Source organism: Pantoea sp. (genome assembly GCF_028283705.1).
In the GTDB taxonomy this organism is placed as follows: domain Bacteria; phylum Pseudomonadota; class Gammaproteobacteria; order Enterobacterales; family Enterobacteriaceae; genus Pantoea.
This window is the reverse complement of the sequence record NZ_JAPWKD010000019.1, coordinates 282223-306324: the sequence shown is the minus strand read 5'-3', so window position 1 is coordinate 306324 and position 24102 is coordinate 282223. Positions and strand designations below refer to the sequence as shown.

Genomic DNA, 24102 nt, shown 5'->3' with positions numbered 1-24102 from the left:
GCTTCCATGAAAACATCAATGGCAGGAACAATGAAAAACAGCATGAGTCCGGAATCCGGTCTGTTGCCCGAGCCATCTCCCTGGCAGCGTGTGTTCCGGCGGGTGCTGGGTCATCACAGCATGACGCTGGGCGTCGTTATCCTCGGCGTTATCGTGGTGCTGGCGATTCTGGCACCGCTGATCAGCCCACACGACCCCTATGCCCAGGACGTCAGCAACCGGCTGATACCGCCGGTGTGGTTTGAAAAAGGTCACTGGGATCACCTGCTGGGCACCGACAAACTCGGACGCGATTACTTCAGCCGTCTGCTGTATGGCGCGCGCGTGTCACTGACCATCGGGCTGGTGTCGGTGATGTTATCCGGCTTTATCGGTATCACCCTCGGTATTCTGGCGGGTTACTTCGGTGGTCGGGTGGATGCGCTGGTCAGCTACATTCTCACGGTACGGCTGGCGATGCCGGTGATCCTGGTGGCGCTGGCGCTGGCCTCACTGATTGGCGGGTCGGTAAAAGTCGTGATTGTCTTGCTGGGTCTGCTGCTTTGGGATCGCTTTCTTATCGTTTCACGTTCGGTCACGCGGCAACTGCGTGAGGCTGAATTCATTGCGGCGGCCCAAACGCTCGGGGCTTCCTCGTGGTTTATTATGCTGCGCGAAATTCTGCCAAATCTGCTCGGGCCACTGACTGTGGTTGTGACGCTGGAGATTGCTCACGCCATCCTGCTGGAAGCCACGCTCTCCTTCCTCGGCCTGGGTGTGCAGCCGCCGATGCCTTCATGGGGCCTGATGGTGGCGGAAGGTAAAGCCTATATGTTCTTCCAACCCTGGGTGATTTTGATCCCCGGTGTGGTACTGGCATTGCTGGTACTTAGCATCAATCTGGTCGGTGATGGTCTGCGTGATCTCACTGCGTTAGATGGGCGTAATTAAGGAGGTCAGGCCATGAGTCAAATCACTACCGACACACCACTGCTGGAAGTCAAAAACTTGCAGGTGAATCTCAAGACACCACGCGGCACCCTGCATGCAGTACGCGGCATTGATTTCAGTGTGCAGCGCGGGGAAATGCTTTGCCTGGTGGGTGAATCCGGTTGCGGTAAATCAATGACCTCGCTGGCGTTGATGGATCTGCTGCCACGCAATGCCCAGCGTCAGGCTGACAGTATGCGCTTTAAAGACACCAATCTGCTGTCTCTCGGGCGACGCGAACGCGCCACGCTGCGCGGTAATGAAATGTCGATGATTTTTCAGGAGCCAATGACCTCGCTCAACCCCTCATATACCCTCGGCGAGCAGTTATGCGAAACCCTGCTGGCGCATCGCAAGGTTTCCCGTGCCGAAGCGCGTGACCGGGCGGTTTATCTGATGGAGCGCGTCGGGATTCCGATGGCGGCGGATCGCCTGAAACAATATCCTCATCAGCTTTCCGGCGGGCTGCGTCAGCGCATCATGATTGCCATGTCGCTGATGTGTGGCCCGGATTTAATTATCGCCGATGAACCCACCACCGCGCTGGATGTCACCATCCAGGCGCAAATCCTGCGTCTGCTGCGCGAGCTGCAACAGGAAATGGGTATGGCGGTGATCTTTATCACCCACGATTTAGGCGTGGTGGCACGCATTGCCGATCGCGTGGCGGTGATGTATGCCGGTCAGATCGTCGAGACGGCACCGGTCAATGATCTGTTTCATCAGCCCCAGCATCCTTACACGCGTGGCTTGCTGGGATGTATTCCGGTATCCGGTCGCACCTTACCGGGCCAGCCATTACAAACCATCCCCGGCGTGGTGCCCAATCTGACCGGACCGCAGCACGGCTGTGCTTTCCGCAACCGCTGCAATCAGTGTCAGGAAAGTTGTGGCGAAACGCCGCCTTATCAGTCCGTCAACGCACAACATCGGGTGCGCTGTGTGCGCCCCATCGCTGTCGGGGAGGGGGTATGACAGAAATGAACACAGCATTCCCGGTGCTGCCGCATATTGCCGGTAATGAAGATATCGCCCTTGAACTGTGCGCGCTGAGTCGCAGCTTTCGCCTTAATCGCGGCTTATTCAAGCCACCAGCGGAGATCCTTGCCGTGGATAATATTTCACTGCGCATCCGGCGTGGTGAAACCATGGGGCTGGTGGGCGAGTCGGGTTGTGGAAAAAGCACGCTGGCGAAAATGTTGCTGGGGTTACTGCCCCCCACATCAGGCAACGTGCTGATTGAAGGGCGCGAGGTCGATGCGGTGGATCGCCGCAAAATGAGCGCCCGCATCCAGCCGATTTTTCAGGATCCTTTCTCTTCACTCAATCCAAGGCGCACGGTTTCCGATGTGGTGGAAGTGGCATTGCGGCTGCACAACATTGGCACTCCGGCAGAACGCAAAAAACAGGTGCGTGAGATGCTGGATATGGTGGGCATGCCGTCGCGCACCCACAGTCAGTATCCAGGCCAGCTTTCCGGTGGGCAGCGTCAGCGCGTTGCCATTGCCCGGGCGTTAATCCTGCGCCCGGAGATTTTGATTTGTGATGAGCCAACGTCAGCGCTGGATGTTTCGGTACAGGCGCAGATTCTCAATCTGTTGCTGGCGCTGAAGCAGGAGTTTTCGCTGACCTATCTGTTTATCAGCCACAACCTGTCGGTGGTTGAGCATCTTGTTGACCATGTAGCGGTGATGCGCAAAGGCAAAATTGTTGAGCAGGGCACACGCGAACAGATTTTCAGTCGGCCACAGCATCCGTATACCCGGGCGTTGCTGGCTTCGGTGATGACCCCTGAGCCTGGGCTGGGCATCCCGGAAATTACCTTCAACTGAACAGGGCAGTCAGACAATTATTGAAAGGAGCAAACCATGACTCGTGAAAGCGCCCTGCAAGCCGCGCTGGACTATTTCCACTCCGGCGAATTTCGCGAAACGCTGAATCGCCGCATCGCGTACCGTACCGAAAGCCAGAATCCGCAGCTGGCGGCTACGCTGATGGCGTATCTGGAAGAAGAAATGATCCCTTATCTTGCGGGAATGGGGTTCAGCTGCCTGATAGTGGCGAATCCCGAGGCCGGAAAAGGGCCGTTTCTGCTGGCGCGTCGGCTGGAAGACGATGCGGACTTTACCCTGCTCAGTTATGGCCACGGGGATGTGGTACCTGGCGATGAAGACAACTGGCGCAGCGGTCTGTCGCCCTGGGAGCTGCACGCGGAGGGCAACCGCTGGTATGGCCGTGGCACCGCCGATAACAAAGGCCAGCACAGCATCAACCTGGCGGCGCTGGCGCTGGTGCTGAAAGCGCGTACCGGGCGGCTGGGTTATAACGTTAAATTGATTCTTGAGATGGGCGAGGAAGCCGGGTCGCCCGGGCTGGAGCAGGTTTGCCAGCAGTACCGCGACTGGCTGGCGGCAGATTTATTTATTGCCTCGGATGGTCCACGCGTCACGGCGCAGCGTCCAACCTTGTTTCTCGGCTCGCGTGGGGTGTTCAACTTCTCGCTGGTGATAAAACTGCGAGACGGCGCGCATCACTCGGGTAACTGGGGCGGACTCCTCAGCAATCCAGGCATTCGGCTGGCGCATGCGATTGGCTGCCTGGTGGATGCCGATGGAAGGATTTTGTTGCCGGAACTGCTGCCGCCGCCGCTGTCAGCCACTATCCGCCATCATCTCAGTGATCTGGAACTGGGCAACGCACCGGGCGATCCGCAAATCGCGCCGGAATGGGGCGAGCCGGGGCTGAGTGCGGCAGAAAAACTCTATGGCTGGAATACGCTGGAGACGCTGGCGTTAACCAGCGGCACGCCGGATAAACCGGCGCATGCCATTCCGCCGGCGGCCGTAGCGCACTGCCATATGCGCTACGTGCCAGGTAGCGATGTCGATAACTTTGCCAGCCATATCCGCCGTCATCTGGATCAGCATGGATTCAATGATGTGGCAATTGTCGAGCCGGTTAACTGCTTTAAGGCCACGCGCATTGATCCTGATGATGCCTGGGTGAACTGGAGCGTTGCCTCCATCCAGCGTTCGCTGGGGAAAAAGGCGGCGGTGCTGCCTAATTTCGGTGGCGGCTTACCCAACGCCTGCTTCCTCGATACCTTTAATGTGCCGACATTGTGGCTACCGCATTCCTATCCTGCCTGTTCTCAGCACGCCCCCGATGAACATCTGCTCGCTGACCTCAGCTGCGAAGCGCTGCAACTGATGACCGGCCTGTTCTGGGATCTGGCTGAAGAAGGGCGGGAGGTCATGCAAACCCGTGGTGGCTGACAAAACGGAGGCCCGCAATGCATAACAACGAAATTCGTTACTTTATGGCGGTGGCGACCACCGGTTCGATCAGCGCCGCCAGCCAGCAACTGTTTGTCGCCATCTCTGCCATCAGCCGCCATATTCAGCGGCTGGAATCGCGTCTGGGTATGACGCTGTTCGAACGCAGCCCGCGCGGGATGCAGCTCAACGATGCCGGTCATATTCTGGCAAACCATGTGCGCCGCAGTATGGCGGATATGGAACTGGCAATGGCCGAGCTGAAGGGGATCAAAGCCGCTGATCAAACCACCATTCGGGTGGTTTGCACCGACGGGCTGGCGTTTAATCTGCTGCCGAATCTGATGGCAAAGTTTCGTCTGCTGCATCCGCGCGTCAGTTTTGTGCTGACGGTAGGCACCGCCCGACAGGTGCCGGATTTGATTCGCAACGGTGAGTGTGATTTGGGGATTAAATTCAGCCTGTCACCTGAGACCGGGGTTGAGGTGCTGGCTTCATTTCCCTCGCCGGTGCTGGTGTTTATGAAGGCTGACCATCCGCTGGCAGCACGTGATATTCAGCTGACCGATCTCAATGATTGGCCGGTGGTGCTGCCGGACCAGTCGGCTACCATTCGTCAGCTGTTTGATCTCTCCTGTCGCATGAATAACGTGTTTATCGACCCGATATTCACCAGCAACCATTTTTCAACTTTGTATGAGTTTGTCTGCAAAACCCCGCAGGCGATCAGCGTTAGCAGCCATTACTCCATCATGTATAGCGCGCGAAAAGATGGCCTGATCATCAAATCCATCAACCGCGATCAGCTCAGTCAGCGCAGCCTGCAACTTCAGACCGAAATGGGTATGCCACGAACGGCGATACTGGATACCTTTTTTGTCTTTCTGCGTCAGGAACTGCACCAGCTTGACCAGCAATGTCGTGACGATTTCGCATTGCAGTTCCGTTAAACAACATTGCCCGGCAGGGAAGGCCGGGCAACGTTTTCCTGCTGTCTGGCGATCAATCAGCCATTGCGGAAAATATAGCTATACGCGCTGAGGGCTGGTGCACCACCCAGATGGGCATACAGCACTTTGGAGCCTTCCGGGAATTCGCCGTTACGCACCATATCAATCATGCCCTGCATGGATTTGCCTTCATAAACCGGATCGGTCAGTACCCCTTCGGTACGGGCGCACAGACGAATCGCTTCCAGCGTGCCTTCGCTGGGTAAGCCGTATTCCGGTCCGCCATAGCGGGTATCCAGCACCACGTCTTCTTCAGTGATTTCGCGTCCCAGCTCCACCAGGTTGGCGGTGTTCTGCGCAATACGCAGGATCTGCGCTTTGGTTTGTGCCGGTTTCGCTGAGGCATCAATACCGATAACGTTGCGTGCACGTCCATCAGCCGCAAAGCCCACCACCATGCCCGCCTGGGTACTGCCGGTTACTGAGCACACCACGATGTAATCAAATTTGAATCCCAGCTCTTTTTCCTGCTGGCGCACCTCTTCGGCAAAGCCAACGAAGCCGAGGCCACCGTACGGATGTTCCGAGCAGCCCGCCGGAATTGGGAACGGTTTGCCGCCGTTTTCTGCGGCTTCTTCCATTGCCTGTTTCCAGCTTTCGCGGATACCGATATCAAAACCCGCAGAATCGAGACGCACATCCGCACCCATGATGCGGGAAAGCTCAATGTTACCAACACGGTCATAGACGGCATCGGAATAATTGACCCAGTTTTCCTGCACCAGCACACATTTCATACCGAGGTGTGCGGCCACGGCGGCAACCTGACGAGTCTGGTTAGACTGAACGCCGCCAATCGACACCAGAGTGTCACAGCCCTGAGCCAGCGCTTCGGGGATCAGGTACTCCATTTTGCGCGTTTTGTTACCGCCAAAAGCCAGGCCGCTGTTGCAGTCCTCGCGTTTGGCATAAATTTCCACTTTCCCGCCCAGTTCAGCACTCAAACGTTTCATCGGTGTAATCGGCGACGGACCAAATGTCAGAGGATAGCGGGGGAACTTTTCAAGATTCATTGTTTATCTCCGGGAAATAAATTGGTACGCCATTAATTTTCAGCGCTATTAATCGTGGTGACGGAATAACAATACCCTGGTGATGGTGTTTTTCACATTTCGTTTTAACCTGATTTTTTCTAATAAATTTGAATGGATTCACCATTTCACTGAGTAAAGTTTCGTTTTCACCTTTATGGAGGAAATAAAATTGCGTGGAGGCAGCTGGGAAAACAGGTTTTCTGCATAGTTTTTGAATTTAAGTTCAATAAATTCATATGGTTATGGTTGCGTGGTCTGTCAGGCTTGATGGGTGGCAAAACGGTGCTTTCCTGCCATCGTTAAAATTGAATTGGCGGGTTTGATAATGCTATTTATCTGCTAACCCTTTCCCTCATCCGAATTAATTTATGACTGACAATGCAAACAAAACTAAAGGCATCATTTTGCTGGTGGTGGCTATCATTTTATGGGGATGTAACTGGCCAGTGATGAAAGCCGGTCTTTCACATATCACGCCGCTGTGGTTTTCAACATTACGTTTTTCCAGTAGCGCGCTGGTGCTATTTTTATTGCAGTTCGCCACCGGAAAAATACGCATCCCTGGTCGCAGTGAATTTCCGATCATTATCAGCGTGGGTGTTTTGCAGATGATGGCATTTACCGCGCTGGGTTGTATTGCGATGAGTTTTCTCCCGGCGGGGAAATCGGCGGTGCTGGCCTATACAACGCCCTTATGGGTGGTGCCGGCTTCGGTTATTTTCTTTCGGGAGAAATTAACAACGCTCCAGTTATCCGGTGCCTGTACCGGTTTTATCGGCATTCTGGTGTTATTTAATCCGCTGGCAACCGACTGGCATAATATGACTCAGCTGGTTGCCAATGGATTATTATTACTGGCTTCATTGTGCTGGGCGATTTGTATTTTGCATTTACGTCGTAATCGGTCGCGCCTCAACGCTTTTGAGCTGGCACCCTGGCAGATGCTGCTTGCCTCGCTGCTGTTGCTGCCGCTGACATGGGTGTTCGAAGGGGGATGGAGTGGCGATAACTCCGGCGCGTTGCTGGCTATCACGTTGTTTGTCGGCCCGGTCGCCACAGCCTTTTGCTTCTGCGCTGTCAATGCGGCCAGCGCCTGGTTGTCCAGCGTGACGCTTTCATCAATGATGCTGTTTGTGCCGATCACCGGGCTGATTGTCTCCGTCATCACCCTGCATGAAGATCTGCCGCTGTCGTTACTGGCAGGTTCATTGCTTATTGCGCTGGGGATCGCGATTATGATCCGGAAAAAGGCAAGGCAGAATCATAAAGGTATTTGTGTGGTGGAAAATACTTCGCGCAGTCCAATAAAAGAACGAATCTGACGTACGCCAGGAAGAAATAACAGCTGCTCGGCATGGAGTTTATTAAAACTCTGATTATCAGCGGTGCGAATTAACATAATATAATCAAATTCGCCGCTGACCATATGGCACTCCATGCAGCCTCTTATTTTACTGACCGCACCTTCGAAGTCTTTAAATGATTCCGGCGTTGAACGATCCAGTACCACACCGATCATCACCACCAGTCCGGCATTAAGGGTGGATGGGTCGAGTAAGGCCACATAGTTCTTTATAAAGCCGAGTTTTTTCAAGCGCTCAACCCGGCGCAAACACGCGGGAGGACTCAGGTTGATTTTATCTGCGAGGGCAACATTGGAGACTGAACCATCGCGCTGTAAAATACGCAAAATCGCCATATCAAAGCGATCCAGCGTTTTATCATTCCCCGGCGCGTCGGTGCTTTTTTTCTTCTCCATGATTACCCACCTGTATAATATGATTTTCTTATTTTAATCATACTGTACTCTTATATTTTTTTGAGGACGCATGATTTCCTTGTTTGCATCCTGTCATTGGAATATAAAAAAATCAATTAAGATACTCATCCATTTCCGTAATCCTCTGAAGGTGAAAATGGCAGCCATTGACAGAATTATCGCTGAACGACTGCGGCAACTGAGAAAATCATATGGCTGGAGTCTGAGCGAGGCGGAAAGAATGACCGGCGTCAGTAAATCGATGCTGGGACAGATTGAAAGAGGGGAATCCAGCCCAACACTGGCAACTATCGAAAAAATTTCCGTTGGTTTTAAACTGACCTTAAAAGATTTTCTCAATCTGCAATAACACCGGCGCGCCAGTCGCAGAGGGCGTCTGGCGCGGACGGCGAGATTAGGCCGCGACCAGCGAGGCGAACTTCGCGATATCCACGTTTCCGCCGCTGATAATGATGCCAATCCGTTTGCCTTTCAATTCCTCCGCATGCGCCAGCGCAGCGGCAAAACCCAGGCAGCCGGTGGGTTCAACAATCATCTTCATTCTTTCCGCAAAGAAGGTCATCGCGCTGATCAGCTGCTCATCCTGCGCGGTATAAATGTCCGTGACCAGTTGACGAATCAGCGGAAAGGTCAGATTGCCGAGATGCTGCGTCTGCGCACCATCAGCGATGGTTTTTGGCGTATCGATATGCACGATTTCGCCTTTACGGAACGATTGCTGACCATCGTTACCCGCCGTCGGTTCAACGCCGAATATCTGACACGCTGGAGAAAGTGCCGCAGCGGCCAGCGCCGAGCCGGAGAGCAGGCCTCCGCCGCCGAGCGGCGTAAAAAGGGCATCGAGTTCACCGACTTCTTCAAACAACTCTTTGGCGGCCGTGCCCTGACCGGTGATGATGTCCGCGTGGTCGTAGGGCGGGATCAGGGTCAATCCGTGCCGTTCTGCCAGTTCCCGACCAATCTGCTCACGATCTTCGGTATAACGGTTGTATGTGACAACGTTGCCACCGTAGCCGCGTGTGGCCGCTACTTTCGCCGCAGGTGCATCCTCTGGCATCACAATGGTGGCCGGAATGCCGAGGATTTTTGCTGCCAGGGCGATGCCCTGCGCGTGGTTTCCCGACGAAAAAGCGACGACACCCGCTGCTTTCTGTTCATCACTGAACTTCAATAGTGCATTCAATGCGCCTCTGAATTTAAACGCGCCCATACGCTGAAAGTTTTCACATTTAAAGAAGATCTGCGCGCCTGTCAGCGCATCTGCTGTGCGGGAGGTCATCACCGGGGTGCGGTTGAGATATGGCGTAATGCGTTCTGCGGCGGCCTGAACATCGGCAAAGGTGGGGAGCGTCAATGCAGTCATACTTTTTACCTGTGTGAGAATTTTGCACCAGTAATGGATTACAAAAAGTATAGTTTTAGACAATGAATCTAAAGGTATAGCGATAAATGGCGCTTCTGACAAGTGTTAAAATACCGCAAACGGAGTAGATATTTGACAAAAAATCTTACTATGAATATTTTATCGAAAAATAGCCGATGGCAGCCGGAGAACGCATGGCAAAGCAGCAGGAACATCTCTTACTTTCTCAACTTGACGCGATTGCTGAGGGATTGAGTGCGACATTTGCACCCTTTTGTGAGGTAGTGGTCCATGACCTGACCAATCCCGAGCACGCCATACTGTCCATTCACAACAATCTTTCCGGGCGCGAATGCGGTGAACCGGCAACAGAACTGGGGCTAGCCCGCATCGCCTCGCCTGATTTTCCCGATGTGATTGCCAACTACGCCAATCACTTTTCGGATGGACGCCCGGTGAAAAGCACATCAGTTGGTATCCGTAATGCGAAAGGCGAGTTTGTTGCGGCGTTATGCCTGAATGTGGACATGACATTGTTCCGCGGCATGCAAAGTGCTTTCGATCAGTTCACCAAAATCACCACCGATAGCATCCTTGAGCACCTGGAACCCGCCGGGACGGAGTCGATTCGCAGGCACATCGATCAGTTTGCCGCGAAACTGGCAACCACGCCACGCGCGCTTAAGACAGCGGAACGCAAAGCGCTGATTAATGATCTGCGCGACAACGGTTTCCTCGATATCAAACGGTCGATGGAGACGATCGCGCAGCATATTGGCGTCTCACGGGCATCGGTCTATCTGTATGCAAAAGATCAGGCGGAATAGCTGGCGAGAGGGAATTAATCCAGTACGCGGCCTATCAATGAGGAAGACTGTTGGATAAATGCCTGCATATGTTGTGGGTCGCAAATCCCTTTCGAGGGATGAATGGCCCGCCCTTTACGATCAAACAGCGTACCGTTGTGAAGATCTAACTGGGGTGAAAGCAACAATGGGGTGATTGATCGGGCATATTGTTCAGCTGTCGGGGTGAGCCAGCCAATAACTGTCTCCAGGGCGTTGAAAAACAGCTTATTTCCCCCGAGAAAATTGGCGCGGATATTGGTTTTAACAAAACCGGGATTCAGGCCAAAGATACTGAGATTGGGATATTGCTGTGCGCCATCCAGCACCATCATTTCATTACCTGCCACGGTATTCATATGCACTTCCATCGGGCGGTAGTTTGTTTCCGCGTTTAAGTCACCGAGCGTGCCGGGTTTACCGGAGCCGGGATATCCCATCACAAAAACACGGGTTTTGGTGGTATTTGCTGAACCAAGCTGTGCTGCAAGCTCGCGCAGCATAACCTGACGGCTGAGATAACTCACCGCCATATCCCGCTCCAGTCCCTCGGCAGTTTCCTGACGTTTGGGAGCTGCGAAGATACCGCTGGTAAAGATCAGCATATCTATCGAAGGGGCAGGCAGCAGGCCAGCGACTCTTTTGGCTTCGGTCATGCGACTCAAATCGGCCTGAAGGAAAGTAATCCCATTGATCCCGGCGTCGCGAAAGGTTTGCCCTACCACAATCACGCTGGCTTTATTCGCCGCAAAATAGCGACTCAGCGCGCGGCCAATCCCCCCGGTCCCCCCCACAATAACTACCGTTTTGCCCTGTAAGTCATGTGGGGAGCCATAGGATATTTTGGGAAAGTTAGTGTCTTTAATCATCGTGTCACTCATGCAAAAAATTCAGGAAAGAAAGTTTTCCCGGAGTAGTACATGATTCACTAATCAATTGACGGCATAAATAGTATAAAATGGAAATTATTTTTCCATTTATGGCGTAATGAGATGGAACTGCTGAACGACATGGCGTTATTTGTTGAAGTGGCGAAAGCCATGAGTTTTACCCGGGCGGCGGAGGTGTCAGGGATCCCAGGCTCGACCCTTTCCCGTCGCATCAGCCAACTGGAGAAAGCCATCGGGCTGCGGCTGTTGCACCGCACCACACGCCGGGTGGAGTTAACCGAAGCCGGGCAAATTTATTATCAACGCTGCAAGCGCCTTGTGGATGAGGCGCGACTGATTCATGAACATCTGGGGGATATGCTTGAACAGCCTGAGGGGGTAATCCGGGTATCCCTGCCAGTGGATTTTGCCGCGATATTCCTCACGCCATTACTGGCTGAGTTTGCCGGGCTTTATCCCGGCATTCAGTTTGAGATGGATTTAACGCCACGGCGAGCTGACCTGATCTCTGAAGGTATTGATGTGGCTATTCGCATTGGCGAACCTGCCATGTCGAATTTAATAGCTCGTAAGCTGATGCAGTTTCACGGACAACTTTTTGCCTCGCCAGTCTATCTGGCAGGGGCAAAAAAATTGACGCACCCTGATGATCTTAATGAACATCAATGCATTGGCTTTCTCAAAAATACCGGCTGGACGCTGCTCAATGATCACCAGCGCGTGACCATCAATGGTCGTGGGCGGTTCACGCTGAATAATGTTGGCATGATGAGAAAACTGGCGCTGATGCATCAGGGCATCATTTTTGTCCCTGCCCAGGCGATAAAAGACGATCTGGCGGCGCAGCTGCTGGTTCCGGTACTGCCCGAATGGCACGGAGAAGCCACTGCCGTTTATGCCTTAACCGAAACCCGGTTATTACCGGCAAAAACGCAGAGTTTTCTCGATTTCATCCGCGACAAACTCCGGGACAGCAACCCCCAGATATAGTGCCTCCTTCAGACAGCCCGATAAGAAAAATAATCAAAATCAGCGTGGCGGTTTTCACCGGTGAAATCCTGACAGCAGATGCCGACAAAGGCACCGGTGAAGCGCTCATACCCGCGTTCTTTGAAATATTCATCAGAGAGTTTGCTGTATTCCACATACCCCCCCACGCGATGCCATTCCTGCTCATCAACCGAGTAGAAGAAATAAGCCGCATCATGATCAACGCACACTTTCAAATGAATGAGGCTATGGCCGTCAAGTTCAATGCCGTCACCAGCAGGCTGGCTGAATCTGTTCAGGTCATTGATCAGTAAATTAACCGTGCGCTTGCCATGGTCGTTAGTCGAGACAAAGAGATACAGATAGTTGGTGGTATCGTAATAACAAACCAGCCCGGCCATATGCTGAAAAGAGGTGGGGTGAAAATCCACACAGGTTTGGGCCTCAAAACTGAAATCGGTCTGACGCCGCGCCACCAGACTCTGGCAATGATGGGAACTTAATGATTCTCTGCCATGCAGCCGCAGCCATCCCCTGCGGGCGTGCAGGCTACAGATCTGTTCTGTCAGCGGAATACGCAAACTTTGAAACTGGAGCGGTAACGTTGTGCCATCAAAATCTTCACGAGGAGGCTGTTGCGCCCAGGGACGCTCCGGCAACTGAGTGTGGATAACCTTGTCTGGCGTGGTCTTTTCATTGGCCAGCTTTAACCAGCCATCATGGCTCCAGTAAACTTTTTGAATCGCCGTCTCACGCCCCATCGGGCTTCTGCCCCTGGAGGGCAGTGGTCTGCCGCACAGATGAACCATAAACCATTCACCGGCTGGCGTTGCTACCAGGTCGGCATGCCCCGTTCGCTGCAAGGGTAAGCGGCAGTCATAACGGGACGTCATTAACTGGCCAATGGGGTCGGTTTCATAAGGACCCGTCAGCTCGCGCGATCGCGCCATGGTGACACCATGATTGTAAAACGTGCCGCCCTCAGCGGTTAACAGATAAAACCATCCCGCGCGTTCATAAAGATGTGGGCCTTCGGTTATGCCTAATTCGCTGCCAGCATAAATCTTATGTGACATACCGACGAGTTTTTGCTCTCGTTCATCATACTGTTGCAGAATAATGCCGTTCCATTTAGGAAACCCGGGCTTGCCGCCATCCCGGTAACTCATCTCCATACTCACCAGCCATTTTGTACCGTCTTTTTTATGAAAAAGTGAGGGATCGATACCACGGCTATTAAGATAAACCGGTTCTGACCATGCCCCTTCAATATCCGTGGTTGTGACCAGATAATTATGGGTATCCCAGAATCTGCCGGTGAGATTTTTAACATCGGTATAAACCAGCCAGAACATCCCCTTGTCATAACTTAAACAAGGCGCAAAGATTCCACCCGAGTCAGGATTGCCTTTCATATCTAGCTGACTCACCCTGTTTAAGGGGAAAGAGATTAATTGCCAGTTTTTCAGGTCAAATGACTTATACAGCGCAACGCCAGGAAACCACTCAAAGGTTGAGGTGGCAATATAATATGCACCGTTGGCAAAAATGATCGAAGGATCAGGATTAAAACCAGGCAGTATGGGATTGATTATTTCTGTCATCTTGCATCTCCTTCCGCTTCTGTCAGTGTATCTACAGAGTGAGTGAATGATTCACCAGGTTTATTTTTATTCAGCGTGTATTTTTTCAGTATCAGGATTAAGCTCAAAATTAACAGTGCGGGGATTACGGTAAAAATAAGCCGAATACAGAGTATGGCATCGTCTGCCTGAACGGCAGCATTGCCAACATATCCGCCGAAGGTCAGCAGCCATCCGATCAGCGCACCGCCAATCGCAATGCCCACCTTGATGGCAAACAGATTGGTGGAAAACACCAGGCCGCTAAAGGACTTCTCTGCTTTATGTTCAATATCATCGATGATATCGCTGAGCAGGCTCCATTGCAGTGGGGTTGCGGTGGAGTTAATAAAATGGATGACACCGATAATGGCACAAATAAGTATCAGGTGTTGTGCCTGTACGAAAAATAAACCAATCATAATCGCCGCCTGGACAGTCATGGCCATCTTGTAGGCGAAAACCCGGTCCAGTCTGGAATAAAGCGTGGTGGTGAACATAGAACCGATAAATTTTGCGCCAAGAATAATCGTCAATATAAGGCTGACATAATCAGGACGGTGAAGATAATAAGTCACGAAATACATCGCTCCGCCGGTTTTCAATATTCCGGCAGTCAGGTTCACAACATTAAGTACAAATATCCTTCGCCAGTTAGCATTGGCGGCAAGCTGGCGTAATTCGATAAATACGCCGCTGAATTTCTGCGAAGCATCAATCTGCGGGATATAGCGTTCTTTTGTTAACGCAAAACACAGGTAAAACATGATGCTACTGGCGATGCCCATCAATAGCATGGCGTAGAAGTAACCCTGTTGCAGGTTACCACCGGCAATCACTTTGGTCAGTGGCAGGGCAATCATGGAAACCACAATGCCACCCAGTGCGGCAAACGCGAAGCGGTATGACTGCATAGACACGCGTTCTTCCGGGTTCTTCGAAATGTTATTGATCATAGCGCAATAAGGCACGTTGACCAGCGTGTAAAGCAGAGATAACGCCGTGTAGGAAACATAGGCGTAAATGACTTTGCCTGTCTCACCAATATCTGGCGTAAAGAAGGTCAATGCACCCAGAATACCAAAAGGTAACGAGAACCAGAGCAAATAAGGCCGGAACTGTCCGTGTTTAGTGGTGGTATGGTCGGCAAGAAAACCGACGTAAACATCGAAGAATGCATCAACGACGCGTACCACCAGAAACATCATCCCCATGTGGAAGGCACTTAAACCATAAATATCGGTATAAAAATAGGCCATAAACAACATGATGGTTTGCCAGATAATGTTTGATGCGCCGTCACCTAGCCCATAGCCTATTTTTTCTTTAATGGTGAGTGTAGACATAATGATACTCCTGGTGCGTTCCTGGAATGTAGGTAGAGAGGTCGTGGCTGCCAGGTATCAAAATTAGGCTTAAATCAGGGGCGGATATGTAGTGTTTTTCGGCTTTTATATGATTTTTTTGCGCTGGCGGTGAAACGCAGATCACTGTTTAACTCATTGGCTTAACTCAAGGCTGGGTGCTGGTGGTGGCTGGGGGGGAAACATCATGTTTGGTGGAAAGCTGTTTAGTCGAACGCGAGTGGCTGCGGAATTTTTTCGGTGTTACCCCCATCAATGACCGGAACTTAAAGCAGTAATACGCGCTGTCAGTAAATTCACATTGATAGGCGATGTCGGTAATGCTCAGATCGGTATTTCTGAGTAATTCGGCAGATTGGGCGATTTTCTTGCGTAGCAGGTACTCTTTAAAACTGATTTGCATGATTTTTTTAAAGGAACGGGAGAAGTGGCTGGCAGAGAGTTTACAGTGTGCGGCCGCCTCATTAAGGCTGATGCTAAATTTTTTGCTTTTCTCAATTTGAACCACGAAGTCAATGATATTATCGAATGTGTTGTTATTTTCTCCGCTGATCACCACCTTTTCCGCAGATTCGCCATGGGTTAATACCGTATTTAATAAAAGAACCAATAAAGGATCCACTTCGTCAAGCGTATGGGGTTCATCATGTAACTCTGTCAGCCACTGAAATAAAAACTGGACCCTTTCTGCCGGGTGATGAGTCAACTGCATCACGAAGCCTGTATGAGGAGCAGATGCGGGGAAGGGATATTTCAGCCGATTCAGCACCGCAGTATCGTATTGCAGCAGGAATCGCTCATGGTCACCAGAGAAACTCAGCTCCATATCGTGCAACATCATGGATGAGACAAAAACCAGGGTATTGTTCCTGATCTTGAATTTTTCACTACCGATCGAAAAAGCCCCCTCAGCCCGATGAAACCACATGATTTCGTGCTCAAGGTGGACATGTGGCCGGATGTAGACGCCTTGTTGTGGGACGCCTTCACGTGCCCGCAGCATATAATCCACACCGATAGAGGTTTCAATCCTTTCGAAAAAATGATCAGTATTCAACATGGTGCGCAAATTTCTTATAGAAAGAGGCCTGTTTCGTTATCTATAACCTGTATCGGCATTGAGAAGCAACACGTTTTGCCGTGTGGTTATCCACATAAAATGTGGGTGAAATTCAGAGGTTGTCTGGTAAATAAAATGAGGTGCTTTTGCGAATACTGATTCGGGTGGTTAAATTTCTCTCTTCGAGTTCGCAACAAATTCTTTCGCAGTTCTGCTCAAGGTTGCTAATTTTCAATTCCAGTATGCTTAAAGTATGCGCCGGAACCATTTCCAGCATATGGAAAATTTCATGACGCACACTTTCACCGAACGTTTTGTTAGATTTATGATGTGTTAACCAGTCTGAAAGTTCTGATTTTTTATCTTCCTCGCTTTTATTTCGATAGAAACGGCTGGTTTGTATATGCCGTATTTTTGCCAGGAAATGGGTATAAAACCGATGTATCTCACCGAGTTGTTTAATATTCATCACAGCCTCATTAAATCAATTTAGTGAAAAATACGCCATCAGCCTGCGACGACAGGCTGATGGTTTATCACGGAATCAGAGTGGGGCAGCAGGGGCTGCAGCCTGGTCGTAACCACCCCAGATAGTCTGGTCATAGTTGATGATGGAACCCGTCATCAGCCCCGACTCTTCACTGGCTAAAAACGCCACGGCGCGTGCGGCTTCCTCAGGCTGGATCAAGCGGCCAAAAGGTTGTTCCGCTGCCGCTTTCTCAAGCCAGTTATCCTCAGCCCCGTGATAAGTCCGCATAATGCGGTCTTCACCTTCTGATGACATCCAGCCAAGGTTAATACCGTTGACCCGAATACGATTGCGCAGCAATGCATAGGCGGTATTGCGAGTTAACGTCGCCAGCGCTCCTTTGGAAGAACAATAGGCTGCAATGAACGGTTGACCCGCCAGTGCCGACATCGAGCAGATATTGACGATGCTGCCGGCAATGTTTTCCCGGCGCATAATCTTGATCGTTTCCTGCATCAGGAAAAAGGGGCCACGTACGTTAGTGGCAAACATTTGGTCGAACAGCTCGGGTTCAGTATCCAGAATAGTGCCGCGATCGGTCATCCCTCCCGCATTCACCAGCACATCAACCCGGCCAAAAATTTCATCTGCCGCTGCAATTACCTGGCGGCAGTCTTCTACCGAGGACAGATCGGCGCGCACAAATTCGACTCTGGCGTTGCCTTCCGCGTTAAGTTTTGCAGCGAGGTCTGTTCCCTTTACGTCATTCCTGCCGCAAATAACCACACCGGCAGCACCTTGCTGTACAAAGTGCCTCGCGATTGCAGCGCCTAAACCCTGAGTACCACCCGTGACGACCGCCACTTTTCCGCTTAACTGATTCATTCAATAGCCCCTTCGACGAGAGTGTATGCTGCTGCGCTGAGTGCCGCTTGCAGGGTGTCATAACCAATACGTGCATATTTCAGTGGCGGTGCTTTTGCCGGGTCCTGCTCTGCTTCCACCACAAACCAGCCCTGATAGCCAATTTCTGCCAGTTTCTGAATGATGGCGTTAAAGTTGATGGCCCCATCGCCTGGTACGGTATAAACGCCTTTGAGAACCGCATCGAGGAAACTGTGTTGATTCCAGTCGAGTGAAGCCAGCACGTCCTGTCGTACATCCTTGGTATGGACATGAATAATGCGATTACCGTGCTTTTCCAGAATGCGCATGGGGTCAACTCCGGCAAAGACCAGATGACCGGAGTCAAACAGCAATCCGACGTTGGTGCTGGTGGCGGCCATCAGGCGATCAATATCATGCTCATCTTCGATCGCCGTCCCCATATGATGGTGGAAGGCCAGCGGTACACCGTAATCAGTACAGAAGTCGGCGAAGCGTGAGAGCTTATCACCGTATTCCTTGATCTGTGCATCGCTGAGACGCCGACGTTTTACCAGCGGAACATTCTGTTGGTGCTGTATCGTGCCCGCTGTTTCGCCATACACCAGACAGGTTGCGCCACAGTCGCGAAACAACTGCATTTGCGGCAGCGACTTTCTGATCTCATCTTCGACGCTGTTATCCAGCAGGGTGCCGGAATACCACCCTGAAACCAGCTCCAGTTGAAACTCACGCAGCAAGGGTTTGAGGGCATCGCTGGTCTTTGGGAATTTGCCGCCGGTCTCAACTCCCTGAAAACCGGCCATATGACTTTCCACCAGACAGGTTGAAAGCGGTGTGTCTCCCCCTAACTGCGGGAGGTCGTCGTTAGACCATGCGATGGGAGCGATGCCCAGTTTGGCTTTCAGCATTTTTAACCCTCCTCAATTAAATACCGATACGCTGATTTTTACGCCCGGCAACATGTTCTGCCCGGGCCTGATTAACGCTGTCGCGGGTGCTCACTTCCGGCACACCCACATCCCACCAGGCATCGCCAGGGGTCCAGTCGAATGGATGGGTTGCAATGGAAATCACGGTCGTGCGGTCATTGCCTTTGGCCCAGGTAATCGCGGCTGCCAGTTCGTCCAGGGTGGTGACTTTCCGCGCCAGTGCCCCCATCGATTGCGCATTGGCGACAAAGTCGACATGGAAGGGTTCCTGCACGCGGCAATCTTTCAGCAGGTTATTAAAGGAAGCACCACCTTTGGCGTTTTGCAGACGGTTAATCACGGCATAGCCGCCGTTATCACACACCAGCAGGATAAATTTGTGCCCCGACAACACGCTGGAATAGATATCGGAATTCATCATCATGTAGGTGCCGTCACCGATCATCACGAACACATCCTGATCTTTGCCTGCCATGGCGGCTCCCCAGCCTGCGGACAATTCATAGCCCATGCAGGAGAAGCCAAATTCACAGTCAAAAGTGCCGGGATTTTTGACGCGCCAGCCTTTGACCAGCTCACCTGGCAGGCCGCCAGCGGCACTGATGATGTAGTCTTCGGGAGCGGCGAGGGCATTCACTACACCAATCACCTGCGCATAGGTGGGGTCACCTTCGCCACAGGTACGCTCCTGTCGTCCGGCGATCAGCGCATTCCAGCCCGCAAAGGCTTTACGGCCACGTTCCAGCCAGCTGCTGTCGGCCTGCCAGTGGCCTAATGCCGCATCTAATTCGGTGATCCCTTCGCGGGCATCGCATACCAGCGGGATAGCACTGTGCTTATGTGCGTCAAAGCGGGCGGCGTTCAGTGCAATAAACTGGGCTTTCTGATCAAATACCGTCCAGGAGCCGGTAACGAAATCCATCAGGCGCGTACCGACCGCAATGATGACGTCTGCATTGCCCGCCAGCTCATTGGCCGATGTGGAACCGAGGATGCCGACAGGCCCCATGTGCATTGGATGATCATGGGTGAAGGCACCTTTACCGGCGATGGTTTCCACCACCGGAATACCATGCGCCTGGGCAAATTTTTCCAGTGCGTTCTCTGCCTGAGAGTAACGAACGCCACCACCGGAGATGATTAACGGGCGTTTAGCGCGCAGCAGACACGCTTTCGCTCTGGCAAGTAATTCCAGGTCAGGACGCTGACGCGGCATGTGATGGACACGAGGTTTGAAGAACTCTTCAGGATAATCACAGGCCATTTCCTGCACATCCTGGCAAACGCCAATAAAAGCGGGGCCACAGTCACCCGGATCCAGCATGGTGGCAACCGCCTGTGGCAGTGAAGAGATGATTTGTTCGGGCCAGGTAATGCGATCCCAGTAACGAGTAACTGTTTTAAACGCATCATTCACGGTTTGAGTCGGGTCGGTAAAGTGTTCGACCTGCTGCATCACCGGATCCGGGACGCGGCGGGCAAAACTGTCACCACAAATCATCAGCACCGGCAGACGACTGGTGTGCGCCACGCCCGCTGCAGTCAACAGATTGGTAGTGCCCGGACCAATCGAGGCGGTGACAACCATGATCTGGCGACGCACCATCGCTTTGGCGAACCCCACTGCCGCGAATGCCATCGACTGTTCATTCTGCCCGCGCCAGGTGGGAAGGGTGTCCTGCACGGCTTCTAAGGCTTCACCGAGACAGGTCACGTTGCCGTGGCCAAAAATTCCATAGACCCCGGGGAACAGCGGCACGCGTTTCCCGTCAACTTCCGTAAACTGATTACTCAGGTAGCGAACTATTGCCTGAGCTGTCGTGCAACGAATCGTAGCCATAATGTCACTCACTCTCATTGGACGCCCGAACACAGCATCATGGTTGTAATCAACAACATTCTTTGCCTTTTTATTTAAGTGGCAATAAAAGTTGCAAAATCAGATCGTCATAAGTCCTTCCCATGAGGGCAAAAGAACAACATTTATTCAGGCGCGGGTGCGTTTGCGGCTGCTTTCGGTGCGCTGTTCCCGTTCTGTAATGGTTTCAATGCGTGGCTGCGATTTTTCCGGTTGCAGAGCCGCTGCCAACGCCATGGCGATACTTTGTGCCAGACAGACCGGGGCTGCCAGTGAACGCGAGAAGCTGTACTCCTCCTCGGGCACGGTAAACAGCACGCGCGCATCCTTTGCCAGCGGTGACAGATTGCTGTCCGTTATCGCCACCACGGGTATGCCACGGGTGAACACCTCATCTGCGATGGCAATAACCTCTTTGGCGTAATGACGAAACGCAATCGCCAGCAGAACGTCGTTGTCGCGCATATTTTTCGCCATTTGTGGCGCCAGGCCACCCGATGTATCCAGCAGGATCACCCGACGATTCAGCATGGTAAAAAGATAACGCAGCAACAGGGCGATCGGTTCCGAACGAAGCTGGCCGATGATGTAGATGGTTTCCGCGTCTTTCAGTAACCGGGCGGCATTATCCAGATCGGCTGCTGTCACGTTCTGGAGCAGTTCCTGCAAGGTGGCAATATCGCGAATCACCAGGCTCTGGAGAAAACCCAGGCTGCCTTTTTCTTCATTTTTTCTCAGGTCGGCTTCCAGCGCATTTATGCGCTCGTTATAACCGGGAGCAGCAGTCGCCAGCCGTGACTGGAAAACGCTTTGCATCTGTTTAAAGCCGCTGTAGCCAAATACCTGCGCAAACCGCACCAGTACCGAAGGGTGCAAACCACACTTTGCCGCCACGGCGTTGATGGATTCCAGTGCCACGGTATTGGGGTTCTGCGTGATGTAACGGGCAGCCTGCTTATGCCTTTCCGACAGCTTTGGATACTGCGCCGTTATTTCATTAACGATTTGCTCATAGGTTTCATGCGGTAACGAATTCGCGGTGGGCGGGTCTTTACGCACTTTGGTCATTTTTCGTTTTACCTCTAAGACTCGGCCTGTTTACGCGTCAGCATGGTCACGCAATAAAAATTGCAAGTGATGCTGGAATGCAATTAGTTCTAACGCATTCCCGGACGCGGTGGAAAATTTCTTCGTAAAATTTGTGATTCCACTCGAAAAAATCATTTTAATTTTTTCTGAATTCTGAACGTGTTTCATGATGTTTTTATATAACACCATGAAAATAAACATAAAAAATCACTTGCATTTACCGGCTGGTAAAGAATTTAACCATATTGCAATTTTTGTTGCCATGATTCTACTATTGCAACCATCAGTGCTGCGAGAGCGTCTTCAGCGAATTTTTGGAGATGGTCATCAGTCGTTGCAACGTCATTCAGGTACAACCCGGCGCACCTGCCAGGCCTGAATCAAATGCCGGAGGAAAGATAAATCATGTACGAACATTTTGGACAATTTATTAATGGCAAGTGGTGCAACGGTAACGGCAGGGAACCGGTCAGCGTTGTTGATCCGGGTAATGGCAAACTACTGGGTTCCATTCCTTCCGCATCAACAGAGGATACGCTGGCGGCGTTGAGCGCAGCGGAAATCGCGTTGGAGGGCTGGAAGCATACCCCGGCATGGACCAGAGCCGATCTCCTTGAGGCGGTGGCGCGCGAGATGACGGCAGCGGCAGCGGAAGCTGCCGTGGTGATTTCTAAAGAAAGCGGTAAACCGCTGGCGCAGGCAAAGCGCGAGTGGGAGCTCTCCATCGACCAGTTTGTCTGGTATGCCGGTGAAGCGCGTCGTATTTATGGCCGCGTGGTGGAAAGCCGGGTACCCGGCGGGCGCTGCGAAGTTTTGCATGAACCTGTCGGTGTGGTGGCCGCCTTTACCGCATGGAACTTCCCGGTGGTGCTGGTGGCACGCAAACTGGCTCCGGCCCTGGCGGCGGGTTGTACTGTGGTCCTGCGCCCTTCGAATGAAGTGCCCGGTTCCGCCATGATGATATTTGAGTGTCTGCGCAAAGCCGGTTTACCCGCTGGTGTAGCTAATCTGGTCGTCGGACCAACTGCGGATACCTACGAACCCCTGATTACTTCGCCGGTGGTGAAAAAAGTCTCGCTGACCGGTTCAACGCAGCTGGGCCAGCAGATGATTCGTGACTCTGCTGCCACCATCAAACGACTCAGCATGGAGCTGGGCGGGAATGCACCGGTTATTGTCTTTGACGATGCCGATTTGGAAAAAGCGCTCGATTTATCCGTGGCGACCAAGTTTGCCAACTGTGGTCAGGTGTGCGTGACCTGTGACCGCTTTTACGTGCATGAAAGTCTCTACAGCGCATTTGTTGAGGGATTTGCCAGCCGGGCCAGCAAACTGCAAGTGGGTTACGGCCGGGATGAAGGCACGGCGATGGGCCCACTGATTAACCCCCGTCGCTTACAGGCGATTGAAGCCATTGTTGCCGATGCGCGGCAGAAGGGGGCCAGTGTGGTGACCGGCGGACATCGTATTGAACTCAACGGCGGTTATTTCTATGCGCCAACAGTTATCGCCGATGTTCCTGACGATGCGTTGGCGATCGCCGAAGAGAACTTCGGTCCTATTGCCGCCATCACCTCTTTCAATGACAGCGAAGATCTGTGGGCACGCGTCAATAACTCCTCTTTTGCCCTCTCTGCTTATGCCTTTACCCGCGATCCGGCGCGTATTCGGGAAACCGTTGCGCGTCTGGAGTCGGGCATGGTCGGCATTAACAGTTATGCACTGGCGGCAGCAGAAGTCCCGTTCGGCGGGATCAAAGCCAGTGGTATGGGGCGTGAAGGCGGTTCTGAAGGTATTCACGACTATATGAACGTCAAACTGGCCCAGATCGTGGTGTAAGGAGCGGAAATGAAACTGAACAATATTAAAGCACGCTGGAGCGAAGGCAAAACCGTCCTTAACGGCTGGCTGAGTATGGCTAACGCCTTTTCTGCGGAGATCATGGCAGAGCAGGGTTATGACTCCCTGACTATCGACCTGCAACATGGTTTTATCGGCTATGAAGAAGCCAAACCGATGCTCCAGGCGATGCGCGCCAGTGGCGTTGCGCCGATGGTCCGGGTGCCGTGGCTGGAACCCGGCATCATTATGAAAGCGCTGGATGCCGGTGCATGGGGGGTGATCTGCCCGATGGTAAATACCGCTGAACAGGCGCAGTCGCTGGTGTCCTGTGTACGTTATCCACCTACCGGCAGTCGCAGCTTTGGGCCAACGCGCGTCTCAATCTCCGCAGGGGCCGATTACGGCCAGTATGCCGACGACCATGTGGTGTGCTTTGCCATGATCGAGACGGCAGAAGCGGTGAACAACCTTGAAGCGATTGTCGCGACTCCGGGACTTGATGGGATTTATATCGGTCCGGCTGATTTGACCCTCGGTCTGACGGGCCGGAAATATCGCACTGGCTTTGATCGCGAAGAGCCCGAAATTGTTGAGGCGATTAAGCACATCCTTGATGTTGCCCACCGCGCCGGGAAAAAGGCAGGTCTGCATAACGGCACCCCGGCTTATGCCGCCAGAGCGGCGGAGTGGGGCTTCGATCTGGTCACCGTCTCCAATGACGTACAACTGCTGCGTGCGTCCGTTGCGGCCAGTGTGCAGAAATTTCGTGAGCTGAATGAAGGCGCAGCACGGAATAGCCAACCAACCCAGCCTGGAGGCTATTGA

The 24102-nt window shown here is 52.4% G+C and carries 23 protein-coding genes; 11 read left to right on the top strand and 12 right to left on the bottom strand.

The genetic code is table 11. From position 1 onward, the window contains the following. Nucleotides 1-6: 6 nt before the first annotated feature. From PW844_RS17675 to PW844_RS17655, 5 genes are read left to right on the top strand one after another with little or no spacing between them, the layout of a single operon-like run. On the top strand, nt 7-930 hold the full coding sequence (locus PW844_RS17675) for an ABC transporter permease (RefSeq protein WP_299454536.1): 924 nt from the start codon (nt 7-9) through the stop codon (nt 928-930). 12 nt (nt 931-942) lie between these two features. Next, nucleotides 943-1944, top strand: coding sequence for an ABC transporter ATP-binding protein (locus tag PW844_RS17670; RefSeq protein ID WP_299454534.1), 1002 nt, complete (start codon nt 943-945; stop codon nt 1942-1944). Continuing rightward, nucleotides 1941-2801, top strand: coding sequence for an ATP-binding cassette domain-containing protein (locus PW844_RS17665; protein ID WP_299454532.1), 861 nt, complete (start codon nt 1941-1943; stop codon nt 2799-2801). The genes PW844_RS17670 and PW844_RS17665 overlap by 4 nt, the downstream gene beginning before the upstream one ends. A 36-nt stretch (nt 2802-2837) precedes the next feature. Continuing rightward, nucleotides 2838-4244: a M20 family metallopeptidase gene (locus PW844_RS17660; RefSeq protein WP_299454530.1), complete on the top strand. Its 1407-nt coding sequence runs from the start codon at nt 2838-2840 to the stop codon at nt 4242-4244. Between the two features lie 17 nt (nt 4245-4261). After that, a complete protein-coding gene (locus tag PW844_RS17655) occupies nt 4262-5194 on the top strand; it encodes a LysR family transcriptional regulator (protein WP_299454528.1) in 933 nt (310 codons plus the stop codon). 56 nt (nt 5195-5250) lie between these two features. Here PW844_RS17655 and PW844_RS17650 read toward each other — a convergent pair whose 3' ends face one another. Continuing rightward, the gene (locus PW844_RS17650) at nt 5251-6267 is read right to left on the bottom strand and encodes a 1-aminocyclopropane-1-carboxylate deaminase (RefSeq protein ID WP_084879418.1); all 1017 of its coding nucleotides are present in this window, start codon (nt 6265-6267) and stop codon (nt 5251-5253) included. 389 nt (nt 6268-6656) lie between these two features. Between PW844_RS17650 and PW844_RS17645 the strand changes: the two genes are divergently transcribed. Further along, on the top strand, nt 6657-7610 hold the full coding sequence (locus PW844_RS17645; RefSeq protein ID WP_299454526.1) for a DMT family transporter: 954 nt from the start codon (nt 6657-6659) through the stop codon (nt 7608-7610). Here the strand turns inward: PW844_RS17645 and PW844_RS17640 are convergent. Further along, a complete protein-coding gene (locus PW844_RS17640) occupies nt 7550-8047 on the bottom strand; it encodes a winged helix-turn-helix transcriptional regulator (RefSeq protein ID WP_084879416.1) in 498 nt (165 codons plus the stop codon). The two genes, PW844_RS17645 and PW844_RS17640, sit on opposite strands and share 61 nt — an antisense overlap. 157 nt (nt 8048-8204) lie before the next feature. Here PW844_RS17640 and PW844_RS17635 point away from each other — a divergent pair, with 157 nt between their 5' ends. Then, on the top strand, nt 8205-8417 hold the full coding sequence (locus tag PW844_RS17635) for a helix-turn-helix transcriptional regulator (protein WP_299454522.1): 213 nt from the start codon (nt 8205-8207) through the stop codon (nt 8415-8417). A gap of 45 nt (nt 8418-8462) precedes the next feature. On the opposite strand, the gene PW844_RS17630 is transcribed toward PW844_RS17635, so the two are convergent. Further along, nucleotides 8463-9431 carry a threo-3-hydroxy-L-aspartate ammonia-lyase gene (locus PW844_RS17630; protein WP_299454520.1) on the bottom strand — a complete coding sequence of 323 codons (969 nt, stop codon included), beginning with the start codon at nt 9429-9431 and terminating at the stop codon, nt 8463-8465. Nucleotides 9432-9625: 194 nt separating this feature from the next. On the opposite strand from PW844_RS17630, the gene PW844_RS17625 reads away from it, so the two are divergent. Then, on the top strand, nt 9626-10258 hold the full coding sequence (locus PW844_RS17625; protein WP_299454518.1) for a PAS domain-containing protein: 633 nt from the start codon (nt 9626-9628) through the stop codon (nt 10256-10258). Nucleotides 10259-10272: 14 nt separating this feature from the next. Here the strand turns inward: PW844_RS17625 and PW844_RS17620 are convergent, their stop codons facing one another. Next, nucleotides 10273-11145 carry an SDR family NAD(P)-dependent oxidoreductase gene (locus PW844_RS17620; RefSeq protein WP_299454514.1) on the bottom strand — a complete coding sequence of 291 codons (873 nt, stop codon included), beginning with the start codon at nt 11143-11145 and terminating at the stop codon, nt 10273-10275. Nucleotides 11146-11268: 123 nt separating this feature from the next. On the opposite strand from PW844_RS17620, the gene PW844_RS17615 reads away from it, so the two are divergent. After that, a complete protein-coding gene (locus PW844_RS17615) occupies nt 11269-12156 on the top strand; it encodes a LysR family transcriptional regulator (RefSeq protein WP_299454513.1) in 888 nt (295 codons plus the stop codon). A gap of 8 nt (nt 12157-12164) precedes the next feature. On the opposite strand, the gene PW844_RS17610 is transcribed toward PW844_RS17615, so the two are convergent. The 8 genes from PW844_RS17610 to PW844_RS17575 all read right to left on the bottom strand — a co-directional run bounded on the left by PW844_RS17610 (nt 12165) and on the right by PW844_RS17575 (nt 21414). Further along, nucleotides 12165-13760, bottom strand: coding sequence for a glycoside hydrolase family 43 protein (locus PW844_RS17610; RefSeq protein WP_299454511.1), 1596 nt, complete (start codon nt 13758-13760; stop codon nt 12165-12167). Further along, nucleotides 13757-15124 (bottom strand): glycoside-pentoside-hexuronide (GPH):cation symporter, encoded by a 1368-nt coding sequence (locus PW844_RS17605; RefSeq protein WP_299454509.1) that lies wholly within the window; start codon nt 15122-15124, stop codon nt 13757-13759. Before PW844_RS17605 ends, PW844_RS17610 begins: the two co-directional genes overlap by 4 nt. A 166-nt stretch (nt 15125-15290) precedes the next feature. Next, entirely contained in the window at nt 15291-16202 is a 912-nt protein-coding gene (locus PW844_RS17600) for a helix-turn-helix transcriptional regulator (RefSeq protein WP_299454507.1), read from the bottom strand. A 112-nt stretch (nt 16203-16314) separates the two neighbouring features. Next, nucleotides 16315-16671 (bottom strand): hypothetical protein, encoded by a 357-nt coding sequence (locus tag PW844_RS17595; protein WP_299454504.1) that lies wholly within the window; start codon nt 16669-16671, stop codon nt 16315-16317. 75 nt (nt 16672-16746) lie between these two features. Then, a complete protein-coding gene (locus tag PW844_RS17590) occupies nt 16747-17556 on the bottom strand; it encodes an SDR family oxidoreductase (protein WP_299454501.1) in 810 nt (269 codons plus the stop codon). Then, nucleotides 17553-18464: a myo-inosose-2 dehydratase gene (gene iolE / locus PW844_RS17585; RefSeq protein WP_299454622.1), complete on the bottom strand. Its 912-nt coding sequence runs from the start codon at nt 18462-18464 to the stop codon at nt 17553-17555. The genes PW844_RS17590 and iolE overlap by 4 nt, the downstream gene beginning before the upstream one ends. A gap of 19 nt (nt 18465-18483) precedes the next feature. Beyond that, the gene (gene iolD / locus PW844_RS17580; protein ID WP_299454497.1) at nt 18484-20328 is read right to left on the bottom strand and encodes a 3D-(3,5/4)-trihydroxycyclohexane-1,2-dione acylhydrolase (decyclizing); all 1845 of its coding nucleotides are present in this window, start codon (nt 20326-20328) and stop codon (nt 18484-18486) included. 147 nt (nt 20329-20475) lie between these two features. Beyond that, a complete protein-coding gene (locus tag PW844_RS17575; protein WP_299454494.1) occupies nt 20476-21414 on the bottom strand; it encodes a MurR/RpiR family transcriptional regulator in 939 nt (312 codons plus the stop codon). Between the two features lie 426 nt (nt 21415-21840). Here PW844_RS17575 and PW844_RS17570 point away from each other — a divergent pair, with 426 nt between their 5' ends. Further along, nucleotides 21841-23274 carry an NAD-dependent succinate-semialdehyde dehydrogenase gene (locus PW844_RS17570; protein ID WP_299454491.1) on the top strand — a complete coding sequence of 478 codons (1434 nt, stop codon included), beginning with the start codon at nt 21841-21843 and terminating at the stop codon, nt 23272-23274. Between the two features lie 9 nt (nt 23275-23283). Then, nucleotides 23284-24102, top strand: coding sequence for an aldolase/citrate lyase family protein (locus PW844_RS17565; RefSeq protein ID WP_299454488.1), 819 nt, complete (start codon nt 23284-23286; stop codon nt 24100-24102).

What these genes read in the sequence shown, in the direction of transcription:
- PW844_RS17675 (WP_299454536.1), top strand. Translation starts at nt 7, where the DNA reads ATGAAAACATCAATGGCAGGAACAATGAAAAACAGCATGAGTCCGGAA.
- PW844_RS17670 (WP_299454534.1), top strand. Translation starts at nt 943, where the DNA reads ATGAGTCAAATCACTACCGACACACCACTGCTGGAAGTCAAAAACTTG.
- PW844_RS17665 (WP_299454532.1), top strand. Translation starts at nt 1,941, where the DNA reads ATGACAGAAATGAACACAGCATTCCCGGTGCTGCCGCATATTGCCGGT.
- PW844_RS17660 (WP_299454530.1), top strand. Translation starts at nt 2,838, where the DNA reads ATGACTCGTGAAAGCGCCCTGCAAGCCGCGCTGGACTATTTCCACTCC.
- PW844_RS17655 (WP_299454528.1), top strand. Translation starts at nt 4,262, where the DNA reads ATGCATAACAACGAAATTCGTTACTTTATGGCGGTGGCGACCACCGGT.
- PW844_RS17650 (WP_084879418.1), bottom strand. Translation starts at nt 6,267, where the DNA reads ATGAATCTTGAAAAGTTCCCCCGCTATCCTCTGACATTTGGTCCGTCG.
- PW844_RS17645 (WP_299454526.1), top strand. Translation starts at nt 6,657, where the DNA reads ATGACTGACAATGCAAACAAAACTAAAGGCATCATTTTGCTGGTGGTG.
- PW844_RS17640 (WP_084879416.1), bottom strand. Translation starts at nt 8,047, where the DNA reads ATGGAGAAGAAAAAAAGCACCGACGCGCCGGGGAATGATAAAACGCTG.
- PW844_RS17635 (WP_299454522.1), top strand. Translation starts at nt 8,205, where the DNA reads ATGGCAGCCATTGACAGAATTATCGCTGAACGACTGCGGCAACTGAGA.
- PW844_RS17630 (WP_299454520.1), bottom strand. Translation starts at nt 9,431, where the DNA reads ATGACTGCATTGACGCTCCCCACCTTTGCCGATGTTCAGGCCGCCGCA.
- PW844_RS17625 (WP_299454518.1), top strand. Translation starts at nt 9,626, where the DNA reads ATGGCAAAGCAGCAGGAACATCTCTTACTTTCTCAACTTGACGCGATT.
- PW844_RS17620 (WP_299454514.1), bottom strand. Translation starts at nt 11,145, where the DNA reads ATGATTAAAGACACTAACTTTCCCAAAATATCCTATGGCTCCCCACAT.
- PW844_RS17615 (WP_299454513.1), top strand. Translation starts at nt 11,269, where the DNA reads ATGGAACTGCTGAACGACATGGCGTTATTTGTTGAAGTGGCGAAAGCC.
- PW844_RS17610 (WP_299454511.1), bottom strand. Translation starts at nt 13,760, where the DNA reads ATGACAGAAATAATCAATCCCATACTGCCTGGTTTTAATCCTGATCCT.
- PW844_RS17605 (WP_299454509.1), bottom strand. Translation starts at nt 15,124, where the DNA reads ATGTCTACACTCACCATTAAAGAAAAAATAGGCTATGGGCTAGGTGAC.
- PW844_RS17600 (WP_299454507.1), bottom strand. Translation starts at nt 16,202, where the DNA reads ATGTTGAATACTGATCATTTTTTCGAAAGGATTGAAACCTCTATCGGT.
- PW844_RS17595 (WP_299454504.1), bottom strand. Translation starts at nt 16,671, where the DNA reads ATGAATATTAAACAACTCGGTGAGATACATCGGTTTTATACCCATTTC.
- PW844_RS17590 (WP_299454501.1), bottom strand. Translation starts at nt 17,556, where the DNA reads ATGAATCAGTTAAGCGGAAAAGTGGCGGTCGTCACGGGTGGTACTCAG.
- iolD (WP_299454497.1), bottom strand. Translation starts at nt 20,328, where the DNA reads ATGGCTACGATTCGTTGCACGACAGCTCAGGCAATAGTTCGCTACCTG.
- PW844_RS17575 (WP_299454494.1), bottom strand. Translation starts at nt 21,414, where the DNA reads ATGACCAAAGTGCGTAAAGACCCGCCCACCGCGAATTCGTTACCGCAT.
- PW844_RS17570 (WP_299454491.1), top strand. Translation starts at nt 21,841, where the DNA reads ATGTACGAACATTTTGGACAATTTATTAATGGCAAGTGGTGCAACGGT.
- PW844_RS17565 (WP_299454488.1), top strand. Translation starts at nt 23,284, where the DNA reads ATGAAACTGAACAATATTAAAGCACGCTGGAGCGAAGGCAAAACCGTC.